Source organism: Pseudomonas lini (assembly GCF_001042905.1).
GTDB classification, from domain to species: domain Bacteria; phylum Pseudomonadota; class Gammaproteobacteria; order Pseudomonadales; family Pseudomonadaceae; genus Aquipseudomonas; species Aquipseudomonas lini.
The window spans coordinates 423841-443285 of the sequence record NZ_JYLB01000004.1 but is presented as its reverse complement, the minus strand read 5'-3'; the positions used below and the strand labels follow the sequence as shown (position 1 = coordinate 443285).

At 59.9% G+C, this 19445-nt stretch carries 16 protein-coding genes; 2 read left to right on the top strand and 14 right to left on the bottom strand.

The window, feature by feature from the left end; genetic code table 11:
* Positions 1–295: 295 nt before the first annotated feature.
* From TU81_RS14170 to zwf, 3 genes are read right to left on the bottom strand one after another with little or no spacing between them, the layout of a single operon-like run.
* Positions 296–961, bottom strand: a complete 666-nt coding sequence (locus TU81_RS14170) for a bifunctional 4-hydroxy-2-oxoglutarate aldolase/2-dehydro-3-deoxy-phosphogluconate aldolase (RefSeq protein ID WP_038981986.1) — start codon at positions 959–961, stop codon at positions 296–298.
* 17 nt (positions 962–978) lie between these two features.
* Entirely contained in the window at positions 979–1692 is a 714-nt protein-coding gene (gene pgl / locus TU81_RS14165; RefSeq protein WP_038981985.1) for a 6-phosphogluconolactonase, read from the bottom strand.
* Positions 1679–3148 carry a glucose-6-phosphate dehydrogenase gene (gene zwf, locus TU81_RS14160; RefSeq protein ID WP_048395673.1) on the bottom strand — a complete coding sequence of 490 codons (1470 nt, stop codon included), beginning with the start codon at positions 3146–3148 and terminating at the stop codon, positions 1679–1681. Before zwf ends, pgl begins: the two co-directional genes overlap by 14 nt.
* A 228-nt stretch (positions 3149–3376) precedes the next feature.
* Between zwf and TU81_RS14155 the strand changes: the two genes are divergently transcribed.
* Complete coding sequence (locus TU81_RS14155; protein WP_173667542.1) at positions 3377–4237, top strand: MurR/RpiR family transcriptional regulator; 861 nt, start codon at positions 3377–3379, stop codon at positions 4235–4237.
* 56 nt (positions 4238–4293) lie between these two features.
* Here the strand turns inward: TU81_RS14155 and TU81_RS14150 are convergent, their stop codons facing one another.
* The 11 genes from TU81_RS14150 to edd form a co-directional block, all read right to left on the bottom strand.
* Positions 4294–5193: a D-hexose-6-phosphate mutarotase gene (locus tag TU81_RS14150; protein ID WP_048395671.1), complete on the bottom strand. Its 900-nt coding sequence runs from the start codon at positions 5191–5193 to the stop codon at positions 4294–4296.
* A gap of 231 nt (positions 5194–5424) precedes the next feature.
* Positions 5425–6771: a carbohydrate porin gene (locus tag TU81_RS14145; protein WP_048395669.1), complete on the bottom strand. Its 1347-nt coding sequence runs from the start codon at positions 6769–6771 to the stop codon at positions 5425–5427.
* Between the two features lie 191 nt (positions 6772–6962).
* Entirely contained in the window at positions 6963–8123 is a 1161-nt protein-coding gene (locus TU81_RS14140) for an ABC transporter ATP-binding protein (protein ID WP_048395668.1), read from the bottom strand.
* A 3-nt stretch (positions 8124–8126) separates the two neighbouring features.
* A complete protein-coding gene (locus TU81_RS14135) occupies positions 8127–8972 on the bottom strand; it encodes a carbohydrate ABC transporter permease (protein ID WP_030131859.1) in 846 nt (281 codons plus the stop codon).
* Positions 8965–9873: a carbohydrate ABC transporter permease gene (locus TU81_RS14130; RefSeq protein WP_007902369.1), complete on the bottom strand. Its 909-nt coding sequence runs from the start codon at positions 9871–9873 to the stop codon at positions 8965–8967. The genes TU81_RS14135 and TU81_RS14130 overlap by 8 nt, the downstream gene beginning before the upstream one ends.
* A 165-nt stretch (positions 9874–10038) precedes the next feature.
* Complete coding sequence (locus TU81_RS14125; protein WP_048395666.1) at positions 10039–11346, bottom strand: ABC transporter substrate-binding protein; 1308 nt, start codon at positions 11344–11346, stop codon at positions 10039–10041.
* A gap of 117 nt (positions 11347–11463) precedes the next feature.
* On the bottom strand, positions 11464–12723 hold the full coding sequence (locus tag TU81_RS14120) for a D-mannose isomerase (RefSeq protein ID WP_048395664.1): 1260 nt from the start codon (positions 12721–12723) through the stop codon (positions 11464–11466).
* A 228-nt stretch (positions 12724–12951) separates the two neighbouring features.
* On the bottom strand, positions 12952–14421 hold the full coding sequence (locus TU81_RS14115) for an ATP-binding protein (protein WP_038981978.1): 1470 nt from the start codon (positions 14419–14421) through the stop codon (positions 12952–12954).
* Positions 14411–15142, bottom strand: coding sequence for a response regulator (locus TU81_RS14110; RefSeq protein ID WP_008006907.1), 732 nt, complete (start codon positions 15140–15142; stop codon positions 14411–14413). The genes TU81_RS14115 and TU81_RS14110 overlap by 11 nt, the downstream gene beginning before the upstream one ends.
* A gap of 176 nt (positions 15143–15318) precedes the next feature.
* Positions 15319–16269, bottom strand: coding sequence for a glucokinase (locus TU81_RS14105; protein WP_038981977.1), 951 nt, complete (start codon positions 16267–16269; stop codon positions 15319–15321).
* Positions 16266–18092, bottom strand: coding sequence for a phosphogluconate dehydratase (edd, locus tag TU81_RS14100; RefSeq protein WP_008072944.1), 1827 nt, complete (start codon positions 18090–18092; stop codon positions 16266–16268). Before edd ends, TU81_RS14105 begins: the two co-directional genes overlap by 4 nt.
* A 219-nt stretch (positions 18093–18311) precedes the next feature.
* On the opposite strand from edd, the gene gap reads away from it, so the two are divergent.
* The gene (gene gap, locus TU81_RS14095; RefSeq protein ID WP_048395661.1) at positions 18312–19313 is read left to right on the top strand and encodes a type I glyceraldehyde-3-phosphate dehydrogenase; all 1002 of its coding nucleotides are present in this window, start codon (positions 18312–18314) and stop codon (positions 19311–19313) included.
* Positions 19314–19445: the final 132 nt, after the last annotated feature.

The window sequence follows — 19445 nt, the reverse complement described above, 5'->3', positions numbered from 1 at the left end:
CTTCCATAAGATGAACGCAGGTTAACGCTGGACGAGCGGTGAGATGCGGTAACTATGTATCGCATGATGTCCTGTAGGAGCGAGGCTTGCCCGCGAAGGCGTCGGCACATTCAGTATTGATGTGGCAGGAAGATCGCCTTCGCGGGCAAGCCTCGCTCCTACAGGTTTCTTTTGGCAAAAAAAGGCGTTGCAGCCATAAGGGGTTTTATTTCAGGCAAAAAAAAACGGTGCACCGACCAAGTGCACCGTAAAGCCGTAGAACACACAACGAAGTGTTTGGTAAAAATCCGGTTAATCAGTCCAGCAGGGCCAACGCCTCGGCGGTGCACTCCTGGATGCGGGCCCAGTCGCCGTTCTTGATCCACTCGGGATCAAGCATCCAGCTACCGCCCACGCACATCACGTTTTTCAACGCCATGTAGCTCTTGATGTTGGCCGGGCTGACGCCGCCGGTCGGGCAGAATTTAACTTCGCCGAACGGGCCGCCCAGCGCCTTGATGGCCGCGACGCCGCCGCTGACTTCCGCCGGGAACAGCTTGAAGCGGCGATAGCCCAGGCTATAGCCTTCCATGATGCCGGAGGCGTTGCTGATGCCCGGCAACAGCGGGATCGGGCTGTCGACACTGGCTTCAAGCAGGTCACGGGTGATACCCGGCGTGACGATGAATTGCGAACCGGCCGCTTCGGCAGCGGCCAGCATGCTGCGGTCAAGCACGGTACCGGCGCCGGTCACCAGTTCCGGACGCTTTTCACGCAGGATCTGGATCGCCTTGAGGCCGAACTGCGAACGCAGGGTCACTTCCAGCGCCGTCAGGCCGCCGGCCGCCAGGGCGTCGGCCAACGGCAGTACGTCCTGTTCACGCGCGATGGTGATCACCGGCAGGATCCGCGCCCTGGCGCAGAGGCTGTCGATCAGGGCAACTTTGTCCGCCATGGAAACGGTCGGGGATGTGTTTGTCATAGCGGCTGATCCTTGGTTCATGGGCACCAGTAAATCTCTAACGTAGGTTGCAGAAACGCCCGAATCGGCATGGCGGCGACATCGTCACCGGCCAGTGCGGCACTCAGGGTGGTCAGCTTGGACTGACCGGAAATCGATAGAACGGTGGTCTTCGCCGAAGCCAGCAACGCGCGACTCATGGTCAGGCGTTGATGAGGCACGGTCGGCGCCAGCATCGGCCAGCAGCGACGGGTGCCGTCGACTTTCAAGGCATCGGCCAGGTTCGGGCTGTTGGGGAACAGCGAAGCGGTATGACCGTCGTCACCCATGCCCAGCACCAGCACGTCGATCGACGGCAATTCGGCGAGCAAGCGATCAGCCTGCTCGGCGGCCTGTTCCAGGTTGGCGGTGGCACTGTAGAGGCTCAGGAACTGAGCCTTGGCCGCCGGGCCTTGCAACAGGTAACGCTTGAGCAGACCGGCATTGCTGTCGGCATGTTCCACCGGCACCCAGCGCTCGTCGGCCAGGGTGACGACAACCTTGGACCAGTCCAGCGTCTGCTTGGCCAGGTGCTGGAAAAACGCCACCGGGCTGCGTCCACCGGAAACCACCAAGGTCGCGGTGCCGCGCGCGTCGATCGCGTCACTCAGTTGCTTGGCCACATTCAGCGCCAGGCCTTCGGCCAGCAGCACCGGGCTTTTGAACTCATGAGCGCTAACGCCCTGAGGCAGTTTCAATTCAGATATCGCCATACCACGACCTCCCGTCCCGCGTAATCAGTGCAATGGAGCTCATCGGCCCCCACGACCCGGCCGCGTACGGCTTGGGCGCATCACCGGATTTTTTCCACCCGGCGATCAACTGGTCACACCACTTCCACGCGGCTTCGATTTCATCTTTACGGACAAACAAGTTCTGATTGCCGCGCATCACTTCCAGCAACAACCGCTCGTAGGCGTCGGGAATCCGCGCGCTGCGATAGGTATCGGAAAAATTCAGCTGCAACGGACCGCTGCGCAGCTGCATGCCCTTGTCCAGGCCTTGTTCTTTCGTCATCACGCGCAAGGAAATGCCTTCGTCCGGTTGCAGGCGGATGATCAGTTTGTTGCTGATCTGCAAGCGCTGCTCGGGGGCGAAGATGTAGTGCGACGGTTCCTTGAAGTGGATGACGATCTGCGACAGCTTTTGCGGCATGCGCTTGCCGGTCCGCAGGTAAAACGGCACGCCGGCCCAGCGCCAGTTACGAATATCGGCACGCAGTGCGACGAAGGTTTCGGTGTCGCTCTGGGTGTTGGAATTAGGCTCTTCCAGATACCCGGGTACCGATTTGCCTTCGCTGTGCCCGGCGATGTACTGGCCGCGCACCACTTGAGTGGTCAGGCCTTCCGGGCTGATCGGCGCCAGTGCCTTGAGGACTTTGACTTTCTCGTCGCGGATGCTGTCGGCGGACAGGTCGGCCGGCGGGTCCATGGCGATCAGGCAGAGCAATTGCAGCAGGTGATTCTGGATCATGTCCCGCAGCTGCCCGGCCTTGTCGAAATAGCCCCAACGGCCTTCGATCCCGACCTGCTCGGCCACGGTGATTTCCACGTGGGAGATGTAATTCTGGTTCCACTGGGTTTCGAACAGGCTGTTGGCGAAACGCAGGGCGATCAGGTTTTGTACGGTCTCTTTGCCCAGGTAGTGGTCGATGCGGTAGGTGCGGTTCTCCGGGAAGAACTGCGCCACGGCGTCGTTGACCTTGCGCGAGGATTCCAGGTCCGAACCGATGGGTTTTTCCAGCACTACACGGGTGTTTTCGGTCAGGCCGACCTTCGACAGGTTCTCGCAAATAGCGCCATAAACCGCTGCCGGGGTGGCGAAGTAGGCAATCACCCGCTGGGCGCTGCCAGCCTGCTCGGCCAGGGCGACGTAATCGTCAGCCTTGAGGAAGTCGACGTGCAGGTAGCTCAAGCGGGCCAGGAAGCGCTCGACCACCGCTTCATCCAGCTCTTTGGCACCCACGTAGCGGCGCAGCTCAGTGGCGATGAATGCCAGGTGCTGCTGCTCGCTGCCGGGCTCACGGGCCAGCGCGATAATGCGCGTATCCTCATGAAGCAGGCCGGCGCCATCGAGTTGATAGAGGGCAGGAAACAGCTTGCGCAGGGCTAGATCGCCGAGAGCGCCGAACAAGGCAAAGGTGCACGGTTCAACCGTAATCGAAGGCATGATGTTTGTTCTTTTATCAAGTTAAGCTACAAATACCTTTTTTCAAGGCATCACTCAAGGGAAAATGTAGTAATAACCACAACATTTTCGCAAAATACAGATTCCGAGTGGTGGTCGATCGGAGCCATCAGTAGGATAGGCCACCGTTATGGGTCGTATCAAAGGCCCAATTTGCATTAGCCGAACGCTTATTTGCGCTGCTGACCTAAGGAACATGTAATGGACCGCGTGCGAAATTTACTGGAACAGATCCAGAATCGCCTTGAAGACCTGAACAAGGCAGAACGCAAAGTCGCCGAAGTGATCCTGCTCAACCCAGAGCAGGCCACCCGGTTCAGCATCGCCGCCCTCGCCCAGGCCTCTAAGGTCAGCGAGCCGACGGTCAACCGTTTCTGCCGTTCGTTCGGTGTCAGCGGCTACCCGGAACTGAAACTGCAACTGGCCCAGAGCCTGGCCAGTGGCGCGGCGTATGTCAGCCGGGCGGTTGAAGCCGATGACAATCCGGAAGCGTATACGAAAAAGATTTTCGGCAGCGCCATCGCCTCTTTGGACAGTGCGTTGCAGGCGCTTGACCCGAACCTGATCAGCCGCGCCGTCGACCTGTTGATCCAGGCCCGGCAGATCCACTTCTTCGGCCTCGGTGCTTCGGCCCCGGTGGCGCTGGATGCGCAGCACAAGTTCTTCCGCTTCAACCTGGCGGTGACCGCCCATGCCGACGTGCTGATGCAACGCATGATCGCCTCGGTGGCCCACACCGGTGAGTTGTTCGTGATCATTTCCTACACCGGCCGCACCCGCGAATTGGTGGAAGTGGCGCGCATCGCCCGGGAAAACGGCGCTTCAGTGCTGGGTTTGACGGCCGAGGGGTCGCCGCTGGCCAAGGCCAGTACCTTGAGCCTGAACATTCCGCTGCCGGAAGACACCGACATCTATATGCCGATGACGTCGCGGATCATTCAGTTGACCGTGCTCGATGTGCTCGCCACCGGCATGACCCTGCGCCGGGGCGTGGATTTCCAGCCGCATTTGCGCAAGATCAAGGAAAGCCTGAATGCCAGTCGGTATCCGATTGGGGATGAGTTCAACTAACCCACCATGATCGTTCCCACGCTCCCGCGTGGGAACGCAGCCCGTGACGCTCCGCGTCACTGGACGCGGAGCGTCCCTTGAGGCATTCCCACGCAGAGCGTGGGAACGATCACCCGCGCCTGCAAACTCAAATGCGCACGCTCCCCCGGCGGCAGGCACAGGCTGTCGGTCCCGCCGCTGGCCGCTTCCACGCAGACAAACTCTAAAACCTCGTTCCAGCTCACACCCAGCAACGGCCGCGAGCCGGGATGCCAGACCACCGTGTCCGCATGGTCACCGGTGTCGATGCACAACTCGCGCTGCCAGGCGTGGTCCTTGAGTTGCAATTCGCCGTCATGCTGGAACACTCGCTGACAACCACCGTCGACCCGCAACTCGCCTTGCTGCTGGCAAACCTGGCGGCTCAACTGGTCGTAACCTTGCGCACCGTCGAGCCCAGACAGCGCTACCTCGCCCACGTCACCAATACGCCAATAGGCGTGCAACGCCTGGCTCAACTGGCACGGCATGTCGTCCTGATGCTCGGTGCTCAGGTGCAAATCCATGCGTTCACCCAGGTGCGCGTGCAAGTCAACTTGCCAGTCGCACAGCTGTAACTGCCAGTGCAGGTGCACGCCATCGTCATCACTGCTGCTGTCGAGCAGTTTCCAGTCGAGCAAACGCGCCCAGCCATGGGACGGCCAGGCGTTTTCGCTCGGATGACGGCCGTACCACGGCCAACACACCGGCACACCGCCGCGAATCGCACCGACATGCGGCCACTTCGCCGCGCACCACAGCCAGGGTTTCTGACCCTTGGGCTGGAAGTGCAGCAGCTGCGCACCTTGCCGACTGAACACCGCCTGACACAGCGGATGGTCGATCACCAGCACGTCGCGCATCTGGTAGCGCTCCCACGCGAACACCGGACGTTCGCGCAAGGATTTGAAGAAGCGTTGTAGCGGATGCTCAAGCATGTGCCACGGTCCTGAAAATCATTTTTCTACCTGATCGTTCCCACGCTTTGCGTGGGAATGCATCCCGTGACGCTCTGCGTCACATACGATGGACGCAGAGCGTCCAGAGCGGCGTTACCACGCAGAGCGTGGGAACGATCTGTCCAAGGGGTGTGCTGCCCCCAAAAAAAAGCGGACAGCCATGGCCGTCCGCAAAAATGCGCACATAGAGAGGAGCTTATCGCAACAGCGTTAGAACACCGACTGAATTTTCAGACCGGCCACCAGAGCATTGTCGACTTCATCCACACCGCCCGGGTGAGTGATGTATTGCAGGTTAGGACGGACGGTCAGCCAGTTGGTAACGTGGAAGCCGTAGTTGATTTCGTAGTTGTACTCGGTGGAACGCAACGGCGCGAACAGCGGATCGTTGTAGTCGCTGACACCATTGGCGGCGTTGACCAATTCGGCGTTTTTCTTCACGTCATCATTGACATGGATACGGGCAAAACCGATCCCGACGTCATCTTTTGGACGTGCGTCGAATGGGCCCTTGTACACAAACATCAGCGACTGGTAGTTATCGACGATGTTGGTGTCCTTGTCGTGGAAGGTGGCGTTGGCCGCGATGTTCAGACCGCGTGAAGCATCACCGTTGTGGGTGGTGAGTTGTTGCTGCGCCACAAACCAGTAGCCATGCTTGCTGTCGTGGCTGCGATAGGAGTTACCTGTGGTCGCTGCGTCATTGTCGTTGTCGTCTTTACGGACGTCATCGGCATCGGCCGTGCTCTTGTAGTAACCCACACGGTATTCGCCCGGCAGGTTGTTGACCTTCGGTGACCAGACCAGTTCGACCGGCAAGACGGTGCCCTTGGTACCACTGCCGCTGAGCTTGAAGCCGTTACCGTGCTCCAGTTGCGACGGGTTCTGGTTGTACGCGCCGATCTGTGCATAGAACTCTGGCGTGATGTTGTACTTCACGCGAACTGCCGCCTGCATGACCGGCCAGTTGTACCAGATGTTGGTCGCCCAGTTACCCGCTTGGGAACCGCAGAACGCCAGGTTCTGGAACTCGCAAGGGAAGGTGTTGAAGTCTTCGCCTTCGCCGAAGTAACCGGCCTTGACGTCCAGTTTACCGTCGAGGAACTGGTGCTTGATCCACAACTGAGTCAGACGGACCATGTGGCCACGGCCGTAGACTTCCTGGGAGGAACTCAAGGTGCCGGCACGCGGGTCGCCGACACGATCATTGGAGATGTTCTCACCATTACGGTTGGTGAGCTGGATCTTGGCCTGGGTGTTATCCCAGCCCCACAGTTTTTCAAGGTCCAGCGCCACGCCCAAGCCAAACTGGTCGGCGTAACGTGCCGTCTTGTCGTCGTTGTAGCCGCCATGCAGGTTGGCGCCCACTTCACCGACGTAGTCGGCCTTGATGTCGATCCCTTGTTCGATCAGCTTGGTCCGCTCGCCGCCCCAATCCCCGGTCATCCACTGCGAGTCAGCACTGAACGCGTCAGCCGCGTGTACGCTACCGGCCAGCATCATTGCCGCAATCGCTGACAACTGGCAGATAAGCTGAGCGTTATTCTTCTTCTTCATCCCTACATCCTCGTCTTTATTGTTATTAACTGTTTTTATCTAACGCGGTTTACATCGATTGCGGCAGATGTCCCCATTTGCCGCGAATCCCCCTGTGGGAGCGGGCTTGCTCGCGAAGGCGGTGTGTCAGTCGACATCACTGTTGAATGTCAGACCGCTTTCGCGAGCAAGCCCGTTCCCACATTTGATCTTTATCTGCCTTTGAACTGGGCTACGTTGGCGTTGTGAGCTTCGGTTTTTGGCAGGCCGGCCACCCCCAGGCGTTCACCGGTCTTGGCATCGAACAGCAGCACTTTCGATGGATCGAATTGCAAAGTCAGGGTCTCGCCCACGGCTGGGGCGACGTCCGGTGCCAGGCGGCAGCAGACTTTGGTGTCGTTGAGATTGACGAACACCAGGGTGTCGGGACCGGTCGGTTCGGTGACCTGCACTTCGGCACGAATGGTCGGCAAACCATTCGGCTCGCTGCCCGCCAGCACGATCTGCTCCGGGCGCATGCCGAGAATCACTTCCCGGTCTTCGAGCCCGGCGTCCTGCATGCCCAGCGGCAATTCGCAGCGCGCCTGACCGCTGTCGAGCAGCGCTACCAATCGCCCTTCCTTTCGCTGCAAACGCAGAGGAATAAAGTTCATCGGCGGCGAACCGATGAAGCTCGCCACGAACAGGTTGGCCGGGTTGTTGTAGATGTCTTTTGGCGTGCCGAACTGCTGAATGATCCCGTCCTTCATCACCGCCACTTTGTCGCCCAGGGTCATCGCTTCGATCTGGTCGTGGGTCACGTAGACCGTGGTGGTTTTCAGGCGCTGGTGCATCAGTTTCATTTCGGTGCGCATCTCGACCCGCAGCTTGGCGTCGAGGTTGGACAGCGGTTCGTCGAACAGGTAAATCTTCGGCCGCCGCGCCAGCGCCCGGCCCATGGCCACGCGCTGTTGCTGACCACCGGAGAGCTGACCCGGTTTGCGACTCAGCAGGTGTTCGATTTGCAGCAGCTTGGCTACGCGAGCGACTTCTTCGTCGATTTCGGCGGTGGGCATTTTGCGAATCTTCAGGCCGAACGCGATGTTGTCGCGCACGCTCATGGTCGGGTACAGCGCGTAAGACTGGAACACCATGGCGATGTCGCGATCTTTCGGGCTCATGCCGCTGATGTCGGCGTCGTCCACCAGGATCGCCCCGCCGCTGATGTTTTCAAGTCCCGCAATGCAATTCATCAAGGTGGATTTGCCACAGCCCGATGGACCGACCAGGATCAGGAACTCACCGTCATTGATCTTCAGTTCGATGTTTTTCAGGGTGTCCGGCAAACCGGCACCGTAGGTCTTGTTGACGTTGCGTAATTCGAGAGTTGCCATGTTCTACCCCTTGACCGCGCCGGACGTCAGCCCACGCAGGAAATACTTGCCAGCGAATATGTAGACCAGCAGTGTCGGCAGCCCGGCGATCATCGCGGCGGCCATATCAACGTTGTATTCCTTGGCCCCGGTGCTGGTGTTGACCAGGTTGTTCAGGGCCACGGTAATTGGCTGGGCATCGCCACTGGCGAAGACCACGCCGAACAGGAAGTCATTCCAGATCTGCGTGAACTGCCAGATCAGGCAGACCATCACAATCGGGATCGACATCGGCAGCAGGATCTTCCAGAAAATCGTGAAGAAGCCTGCGCCATCCAGCCGCGCCGCCTTGACCAGCGCATCCGGAATGCTCACGTAGTAGTTGCGGAAGAACAGCGTGGTGAACGCCAGACCGTAAACCACGTGCACCAGCACCAGGCCGGTGGTGGTGTTGGCCAGACCGATCTTGCCGAGGGTGAACGAGGCTGGCAGCAGTACGGTCTGGAACGGCAGGAAGCAGCCGAACAACAACAGGCCGAAGAACAGTTGCGAACCACGGAAGCGCCACATCGACAGCACGTAGCCGTTCATGGCACCGATGAACGTAGAGATCAATACCGCCGGCACGGTGATTTTCACCGAGTTCCAGAAGTAGCTGCCGACACTGTCCCAGGCCTTGATCCAGCCGATGCCGTCAATCACTTGCGGCCAGCTCAGCAGGTTGCCGGTGCGGATGTCTTCCGGGGATTTGAAACTGGTCAGCAGCATCACCACCAGCGGGACCAAATAGATCGCGGCGGCCAGCAACAGGGTTGCGTAGATGGCTATACGGCTGAAGCTGATGGCCGGTTTTCCGAGTTGATTACTCATGGCGTTTGCCTCGCAATTCGGAGTACAGGTACGGCACCAGAATCGCCAGGATCGCGCCGAGCATCATCATGGCGCTCGCCGAACCAATGCCCATCTGGCCACGGCTGAACGTGAAGGAGTACATGAACATCGCCGGCAGGTCGGACGAATAGCCCGGGCCACCCGCGGTCATCGCCGCCACCAGGTCGAAGCTCTTGATCGCGATGTGCGCGAGAATCATGAAAGCGCTGAAGAACACCGGGCGCAGGCTCGGCAGTACGATCTTCAAGTAGATGGTCGGCAGGCTCGCACCGTCGACTTGCGCCGCGCGGATGATCGATTGATCGACGCCACGCAGGCCGGCCAGGAACATCGCCATCACAAACCCGGAGGCTTGCCACACGGCGGCGATCACCAGGCAATACACCACGCGATCCTGATCCACCAGCCAGTCGAGACGGAAGCCTTCCCAGCCCCAGTCACGCAGCATCTTGTCCAGACCCAGGCCTGGGTTGAGCAGCCATTTCCACGCGGTACCGGTAACGATCATCGAGAGCGCCATCGGGTACAGATAAACGGTGCGGATGAAGCCTTCCTTGCGAATGCGCTGATCCAGCAGCACCGCGAGGAACACGCCTAGCACCAGGCTGATGCCGATGAACATGCCGCCGAACACCGCGAGGTTCTTGCTCGCGACCCACCAGCGATCGTTGTCCATCAGGCGAATGTATTGCTGCAGGCCGACCCACTTGTAGCTCGGCATGAAGCTGGAATTGGTGAAGGACAGTACGAATGTCCAGATGATGTAACCGTAAAAACCAACCAGGACGATCAGCATGCTTGGCGCCAAAACCAGCTTGGGAAGCCAGCGCTGCAATGCGTCGAACGGTGAGGCTTTGCTGAAAACCGCCACAGAGCTCATCGGGATAATCCAGGTGAAGAAGTGAGAATCACAGAGCGATCCTTTGTAGGAGCGAGGCTTGCCCGCGAAGGCGGTGTAACAGGTGACAAATGTGTTGAATGTCAGACTGCTTTCGCGGGCAAGCCTCGCTCCTACAGGGGAACGCTCTCAGATATGTGTCAGGGATTACTGGGCAGCTTTGACAGCCGATGCCAGTTGCGCGCTGGCCTTGGCCGGGTCAGCGTTCTTGTTGTTCATGAAGTTGGTCACCACATCGAAGATCGCGCCCTGCACGGCCAGGGATGTGGCCATGTTGTGCGCCATGCTCGGTTGCAGGCCGCCAGTCTTCTCGTCAGCCAGGAAATCCTTGGCCGCCGCTTGAGCGCAAGAATCGAAGCCCAGCGCGCTCATGTCGTTAAGCATGTCGGTACGCACCGGGATCGAGCCTTTGTTGATGCTGAAGACTTTCTGGAAGTCTTTGCCCAGAGCGACCTTGGCCAGGTCTTGTTGAGCGGCGATGTCGCCTTTGCGATCGGCTTTGAGCTTGAATACAGCCATCGAGTCGATGTTGTAGGTGAAGGCTTTTTCAGTGCCCGGGAACGGCACGCACTGGTAGTCCTTGCCCGCGACTTTCTTCGCGGCGGTCCATTCGCTCTTGGCCCAGTCACCCATCATCTGCATGCCGGCCTTGCCGTTGATGACGTCGGCGGCTGCGATGTTCCAGTCACGACCGGCGCGGTTCGGGTCCATGTAGCCGGTGATTTTTTTCAGCTCGGTGAAGGCCTTGGCCATCTCGGGGCCCGAGAGGGTTTTCTGGTCCAGGTCGACCAGGGCTTTCTTGTAACCGTCAGCGCCCATGACCGAGAGCACCACGTCTTCAAACACGGTGCTGTCTTGCCAAGGCTGGCCACCGTGAGCGAGCGCGATGAAGCCGGCGGCTTTCAGTTTGTCGCCAGCGGCATAGAATTCTTCGAGGGTGGTCGGCGCTTTTTCGATCCCGGCTTTCTTGAAGACTTCCGGGTTGATCCACAGCCAGTTGACGCGGTGGATGTTCACCGGCACGGCGACGTAATCGCCTTCGTATTTCACGGTGTCGGAGACTTTCTTGATCAGCAGGTTATCCCAGCCTTCGGACTTGGAAACGTCTTTGAGGGTGTCGGTGCTGAGCAGGCCTGTGCTGCCCCACTCCTGGATGTCCGGACCTTTGATCTGGGCAACGCCCGGCGGGTTACCGGCCACTGCGCGGCTTTTGAGTACGGTCATGGCCGTGGAGCCACCACCGCCGGCGACTGCGCCGTCCTTCCAGGTGAAGCCGTCTTTTTCGACTTGGGCCTTGAGCACATCGACGGCCGCTTTTTCACCACCAGACGTCCACCAGTGAACGACTTCCACCGAACCTTTGGCATCGGCGGCAAGGGCACTGATTGGGAATGCAGCAACGGGAAGCAACGAAGCGAGAGAAATGACAGTAGCGAGGCGAGAAATCGCATTCATCTAGTAGTACCTTTCTTGTTGTTATGCATGCAAGTCTGGTGCTTGCGCTGCATAGGATTCTAAACAGGGGATGCCCCTTCGCAGGTAACGAAGGGACGCGCGAATGTCACCACATGGTTACACAGGAGCGCTCTGGCACAATTGCGCCAGCGCAGTGGCCATGCTCGGCGCCAGCGGCAGGCGCGGGATCAGTACGGCTTGCCAGGCGTGATACAGGTCGGGTTTGCCGGCCCAGATATCGGCGCTCGGACGGTTCAGCGGATCGAGTTCGTGATGCCAGCTGCCATCGCAACGGTCAATGAAATGACTGTCACAAAATCCCCAGAACAGTCGGTACCAGTGCTCGTATTGCTCATCACCGATGCGTTTGAGCAGCGCACTGGCGGCGGCACTGGCTTCGGCGTGCGTCCAGTGCAGGCGATGGCGAACCACCGCGCGATTGTCCCAGTCGAGGGTGTAGACAATGCCCGGCGCACCGTCGACGTCCCAGCCGTGACGGCAATTGTGCTCGAAGAGTTTTTGCGCATCGGTGGCGAGCCAACCCGGCGTGAGTATCCCGGCCTGCCCCCGCGCCGCTTCAAGATGCAGCAACAGCCGCGCCCATTCGAAACCATGGCCCGGCGTGGTGCCGTAAGGGCGGAAACCGTCGGCCGGGTTGTCGTGGTTGTAGTCGCGCAGCGGCTGCCAGTCGCGGTCGAAATGCTCGACCACCAGATAGTCATTGGCCGCGGCATGATCGTGAATGACACGCTCGACGATGCGCTGCGCGCGAATCAGCCAGCGGTTGTCGTCGGTGACATCGGCCAGGGCGAGAAAGGCTTCTGTGGCGTGCATGTTGCTGTTGGCGCCGCGATAGGCTTCTTCTTCACTCCAGTCGCGGTTGAAGGATTCACGCATGGCGCCCTCCTCCTCGCACCAGAAATGGGTGTCGATGATATGGATCGCATCGTCGAGCAAGGCTTGTGCGCCGGGACGCTGAGCGACCACCGCAGAACTCGCGGCCAACGCCACGAAGGCATGCAGGTAAGCGGCTTTGCCGGTATTGCCATCACGGTGTTCGGGCGTGGAGAACCAGCCTCCGTGTTTGGCATCACGCAGCGGTCCGCTGAGGGCCTGGATGCCGTGATCCACCAGCTCGGCAAAACCCGGCAGGCCCTGGATGTGGGCCATGGCGAAGCTGTGGGTCATGCGCGCGGTGTTCATGGTTTCCGCTTGCGCGTTGGCCGACAGGCGACCCTTTTCATCGAGATTGCCAAAGCCTTCGGCAAGCTTTGCAGCCTTGGCAAATGCCAGCAGGCGCAGGCCTTCGGCGGCAAGCCATTGCTGATGGGCAGGCGCGTTCAGCCAACTGCTGAAGGCGGGTTGGAAGGTGTCCATGGGAGTACCTTTTTTGTTGTTATGACTGGGGGCAGTCTAAACAACGAGCGGTGGCGGGCAGGTAACGAAGGGGGCGAGTTATGTCACCGAGCTGTGACATTAGCCTTGAGGGATGTATTGAAGGGACTGACGCCTTCGCGAGCAAGCCCGCTCCCACAGTGGTTCTGCGTCGTACACAAATCCAATGTGGGAGCGGGCTTGCTCGCGAAGAACGATAACGCGGTCTTCCTAATCAACACTACGCGGCAACTGCAACGTCACCCGCAACCCGCCTTCACGCAGGTTTTGCAGGCTGACCTCACCGCCATGGCTATGGGCAATGTTGCGCGCAATCCCCAGCCCCAGGCCATAACCCTGCTGCTGCCCGGCCAAACGGAAGTGCGGCTCAAACACCTGCTCCAGCCGCTGCTCCGGCACGCCCGGCCCTTCATCGTCGACATGCAGGACAAACGCGCTCTCGTCGTCATCGATGTGCAGATGCGCGTTCTGCCCATACTTCAAGGCGTTGTCGATCAGGTTGCCGATGCAACGCTTGAGTGCCAATGGTTTACCGGGATACGGCGCCAGCGCCCGGCCATGCTGAGTCACGCGGCCATTGCCGTTGGGTGCCAGATACGGCTCCACCAAACAGTCGAGCACATGATTGAGGTCCACCGGCTCGATGTTTTCGTGAATGTCGGTGTCTTTCACGCACTGCAGCGCGCCCTTGACCAGCAGCTCCAGCTCATCCAGATCACGGCCGAATTTGGCTTGCAGTTTTTCGTCTTCAAGCAATTCCACCCGCAGTCGCAACCGGGTAATCGGCGTGCGCAAATCGTGTGAAATCGCGCTGAACAACTGGCTGCGTTCGGTCAGGTAACGGCTGATGCGCTCGCGCATCGCATTGAAGGCGCGGCCTACTTCCACCACTTCACTGCCGCCGCCCTCCGCCACCGGTTCGACTTCCGCACCCAGAGACATGTCTCGCGCCGCCCGCGCCAATCGTTTGAGCGGTCGGCTCTGCCAATGCACTAACAGGCCGATGAACAGCAGCAGGAAACCGCTGGTGAGCACGATGAACCAGACCTGCTGCGCCGGCAGGCCTTGCTCTTCAAGACTGGTGTAGGGCTCGGGCAACAGCGAGGCGATGTACAGCCATTCGCCCGGTGCCATCTGGATTTGCGTGACCAGCACCGGCGGGTTCACTGGCTCCAGGGTCAACGCGTAATGCGCCCAGGAACGTGGCAACTCATCGAGTTTCAAACCGCCGTTGAAAATCCGCAGGTCTTCGGGGCTGACGAACGTCACCGAGATGTCGATGTCCTGACCCAGCGACTCGCGCAACACTTCGCCCACCGCTTTGAGCACCGCTTCTTTGCGCGGGGTGATCGGCAACACTTCCATCCCCAAGGGTTTGTCGTTGAGCGTCACCACGAATCGGGTGCCGCCCATGCTGCGCAATTGATCGAGTACCAGCGGTCGAAACGCCACCGGCAACGAGCGGAAATAACTGACGCTGGCCGTCATCGAATGAGCCAGGCTGCGAGCGCTGGTGACCAGGCCTTCAAGCTGCGTGGCGCGCAATTGCGAGACCCAGATCACGCTCGACAGCGCCTGGGCGAATAACACCGCCAGCAGGGTCAGCAGCAACATGCGCCCGAGCAGCGAGCGCGGCACCGGCACCTGCCCGGCGAGCTTGCGCAGGAACTCAGTGGCCATTGCTGGCAACCACGTTGGCTGCCAGTTGGTAACCACTGCCGCGCACGGTACGGATCAGCCGTGGCGGTTTTTCGGTGTCGCGCAGGCGCTGGCGCAAACGGCTGACCGCCATGTCGACAATGCGATCGAGCGGCATCAGGTCACGGCCACGGGTGGCGTTGCCAATGGTGTCACGGTCGAGGATTTCCTGAGGGTGATCGAGGAACAGTTTCAGCAGCGCGAAATCGGCGCCCGAGAGAATCACTTCCTCGCCGTCGATGTGGAACAGTCGATGGCTGACCATGTCCAGTCGCCAGTCGTCGAAAGCCAGCACTTCGCTGCCGGAACGCTCCTGACCGAACTGCGCGCGGCGCAACAAGGCTTTGATGCGCGCCTGCAATTCACGGGGGCTGAAGGGTTTGCCAAGGTAGTCGTCGGCGCCCAGTTCCAGGCCAATGACGCGGTCGGCCTCGTCGGAACTGGCGGTGAGCATGATGATCGGCACATGGGCCTGGCGCGGGTGTTGGCGGATCCAGCGACAGAGGCTGAAACCGTCTTCGTCCGGCAGCATCACATCGAGAATCACCAGATCGCTCGGCGCCTCGTTCAAGGCCTGACGAAAGCCTGCACCATCGGGCGTGGTACGGACCTGGAAACCGGCGCGGGTCAGGTAGGTGTCCAGCAACTCGCGTATCTCTTGATCGTCATCGACCAACAAAATCGACTTGTTGACTGAGCTCACGGGGCGGCGTCCTTGTTGTTTGTGTTGGGGAGGATTATGCCTGATCGATCAAAGATCTATGTTGTCTGTGAGGGCCTCATCGCGGGCAAGCCCGCTCCCACAAGGTTATGCGCACATTTTCAGATGTAGGTAATCCTGTGGGAGCGTGGCTTGCCCGCGATGAAGGCGACGCGGTTTCAAGCCTGATCCAGCGCCACACCCGCGCCCACCAACCCGGAATACGGCGCCGTCACCAGCCACACCGGAATGCCTTTGAAGTAATCGCTCATGCAACCTTTGTCGGCGAAGCACCGGGCGAAACCGCTTTCGATGAAGAAATCGGCAAACCGTGGAATCACCCCGCCAACGATGTAAACACCACCCCGTGCACCGGTGGTCAGCACGTTGTTGCCGGCCACGCGACCGAGCCAGCAACAGAACTGCTCGAGCACTTCCAGGGCAATCGGATCGCCCGCCAGCCCGGCCTTTGTGATCGCCTCAGGCGTGTCGAGCACCGGCGTGTGACCGTCCACCGCGCAGATCGCCCTGTAGACTCGCGGCAAACCACTGCCGCTCAACGCCGTTTCAGCGCTGACATGGCCGATCTCGTTGAAGATGTGCTGCCACAGCTGGGTTTCTCGCGGGCTGCTCAGCGGCAGATCGACGTGACCGCCCTCCCCCGGCAACGGAGCAAAACGGCCCTCGCCCAGATCGAGCAACGTGCCGACGCCCAGGCCAGTGCCCGGACCGATCACCACCGCTGGCCGCAACGGTTCCGGCGTGCCTTCGCAAACCACGCGAAATTCGCCCGGCTGCAAGCGGGTCATGCCCAGCGCCATCGCCGAGAAGTCGTTGATCAACAGCAGTTGATCCACCTGCAAGGTTTTGCAGAACCCCTTGCGACTGAGCCGCCAGTGATTGTTGGTGAACTTGAATTCATCGCCACTCACGGGGCCCGCCACCGACAGGCACACCGAACCGATCGAACCCGGCGCCAGACCGAGCCCGCTCAGGTAAAGCGCAATAGCCTCCTCCGGGCTGGCGTGGTCTGCCGTCGCCAGCACCTGGACCGATTCCAGCTGCTGGTTTTTCCACAACGCGAAACGTGCGTTGGTACCACCGATGTCACCGACCAAAGCCAGTTTCAATTAAGCGTCTCCAGGGCAGAAGTAAAGGCGCTGGCGCCTTGCTCTGCGGAGCTGAAGGCCATGCGCATGAAACCAAACAGTTCGCGACCGCTGCCAATGTTGTTGCCCAACAAACCTTTGGCTGGTTCGCGCGCTGCGAATTCTTCGGCGTCCACCTTAAGCTCCAGAGTGCCTTTGACGCCATCGACGCGGATGATATCGCCCTCTTGCACTCGCGCCAAAGCGCCGCCCACATAAGCTTCGGGGCTGACGTGGATCGCCGCCGGGATTTTCCCCGAGGCGCCGGACATACGCCCGTCAGTCACCAACGCGACTTTGAAACCGCGATCCTGCAGCACGCCGAGGAACGGCGTCATCTTGTGCAGCTCCGGCATGCCATTGGAACGCGGGCCCTGGAAGCGCATCACCGCGACGAAATCCTTCTCGAGTAAACCGGCCTTGAAGGCATCGGCCAGATCCTGCTGATCCTGGAACACCATGGCCGGTGCTTCGACGACCTGGTTTTCCAAAGCGACGGCGGAAACTTTCATCACGCCACGACCGAGGTTGCCTTCCATCACGCGCAGGCCGCCCTCTGGCGAGAATGCGCGAGCGACCGGACGCAGGATGGTTTCGTCGAGGCTTTCGATCGGGCCTTCGCGCCAGACCAGTTCGCCGTTTTCGAGGAACGGTTCCATGGTGTAGCGGCTCAGGCCGTGGCCGAGCACGGTGTTGACGTTTTCGTGTAGCAGGCCGGCTTCCAGCAGTTCGCGGATCAGGAACGACATGCCGCCCGCCGCCTGGAAGTGGTTGATGTCGGCTTTGCCGTTCGGGTACACGTGGCTCAGGGTGGGCACTACCTCGGAGAGGTCGGCCATGTCCTGCCAGGTCAACTGAATGCCCGCGGCCATGGCAATGGCCGGCATGTGCAGCGTGTGGTTGGTCGAACCGCCGGTGGCGTGCAGGGCCACGATTGAGTTGACCAGCGAACGTTCGTCGACGATTTCGCCGATCGGCATGAAGTCGCCGTTCTGCTTGGTCAGACGGGTGACCTGGTGCGCCGCTTCACGGGTCAGGGCATCACGCAACGGGGTGTTCGGGTTGACGAAAGAGGCGCCCGGCAAGTGCAGGCCCATGACTTCCATCAGCAACTGGTTAGTGTTGGCGGTGCCGTAGAAGGTGCAGGTGCCAGGGCTGTGATAGGACTTCATCTCCGATTCCAGCAGCTCTTCGCGCGTCGCCTTGCCTTCGGCGTAGCGCTGACGCACATCGGCTTTCTGCTTGTTGGAAATGCCCGACACCATCGGCCCGCCCGGTACGAAAATCGTCGGCAGATGACCGAACCGCAACGCGCCCATCATCAGGCCCGGCACGATCTTGTCGCAGATGCCGAGCATCAACGCGCCGTCGAACATGTTGTGGGACAGCGCCACAGCGGTGGACAGCGCGATCACTTCGCGGCTCGGCAGGCTCAGTTCCATGCCCGGCTCGCCCTGGGTCACGCCATCACACATCGCAGGGGTGCCACCGGCGAACTGGCCGACGGAGCCGATTTCGCGCAAGGCTTTTTTGATCTGTTCCGGGAAGACTTCGTACGGCTGATGCGCCGAGAGCATGTCGTTATATGACGAAACTATGGCGATGTTGGCGGAGTTCATCATCCGCAGGCTGTGCTTGTCGTCGCTGCCACACCCGGCGACGCCATGGGCGAAGTTGGCGCATTGCAGCTTGCCGCGCATCGGGCCGTCGCTGGCGGCGCCGCGGATCAATGCAAGGTAAGCCTCACGCGTGGTGCGGCTGCGGGCGATAAGCCGTTCGGTGACCTCAAGGACGCGGGGATGCATGTGTAGAACTCCAGGCTAACGGATGTGGCGACCTGATTGTCTATGCTGATCAAGCACCGCTGTGATTGGGATGACAGACGGTTTTCTTGATCATTCGGACCAGTTGATTCAGGTCACTCGTTGTAGATAAAACAAAATATTGCCACTAAAAAGGCTTGTTTTCTATTTTTTTGCGAATAATCTTGTAATTCCAACAACAAAACGACGGCGGCGCTGTAAATGACTCTTCGAATCGCAATCAATGGTTTTGGCCGTATCGGCCGTAATGTCCTACGCGCACTGTATACCCAAGGTTATCGTCAGGATCTGCAGATCGTAGCGATCAACGACCTGGGCGACAGCTCGATGAATGCTCACCTGCTCAAGTACGACACCGTTCACGGCACATTCGATGCCGATGTCCAGCACGATCAGGAAAGCCTGACCGTCAACGGCGACCGTATTTCGGTCAGCGCCATTCGCAACCCGGCCGAATTGCCTTGGGCCGCGGAAAAGGTCGACGTCGTGTTCGAATGCACCGGTCTGTTCACCGACCGTGCCAAAGCCGCCGCGCATATTACGGCCGGCGCGCGCAAAGTGATCATCTCGGCCCCGGCCAAAGGCGCTGACGCCACCGTGGTTTATGGGGTTAACCACGACATTCTGCGCCAATCGCACCAGATCATTTCCAACGCCTCGTGCACCACCAACTGCCTGGCCCCGGTGGCCCAGGTGCTGCACCGCGAGCTGGGCATCGAAAGCGGTCTGATGACCACCATCCATGCCTACACCAACGACCAGAACCTGACCGACGTCTACCACACCGACCCGTACCGTGCCCGTTCCGCCACCCAGAACATGATCCCGAGCAAGACCGGCGCCGCTGAAGCGGTCGGCCTGGTGCTGCCGGAACTGGCAGGCAAACTGACCGGCATGGCGGTGCGTGTTCCAGTGATCAACGTATCGCTGGTGGACCTGACCGTGCAGCTCAAGCGTGAAGCGTCGGCCGATGAAGTCAACGCGATGCTCAAACACGCCAGCCAGCACTCGAAGATCCTCGGTTACAACACCCTGCCGCTGGTTTCCAGCGACTTCAACCACAACCCGCTGTCGTCGATCTTCGACGCCAACCACACCAAGTCCAGCGGCAAGCTGCTCAAAGTGCTGGCCTGGTACGACAACGAATGGGGCTTCTCCAACCGCATGCTCGATAACTGCCTGGCGCTCTGCAACGCAGAATAAACAGCTCGACACCTGTGTCGACGCGGACCTGTAGGAGCTGCCGCAGGCTGCGATCTTTTGATCTTGATTTTTTGTCGGCCTCACAGCCGCCAGGATCAAAAGATCGCAGCCTGCGGCAGCTCCTACCAGGTA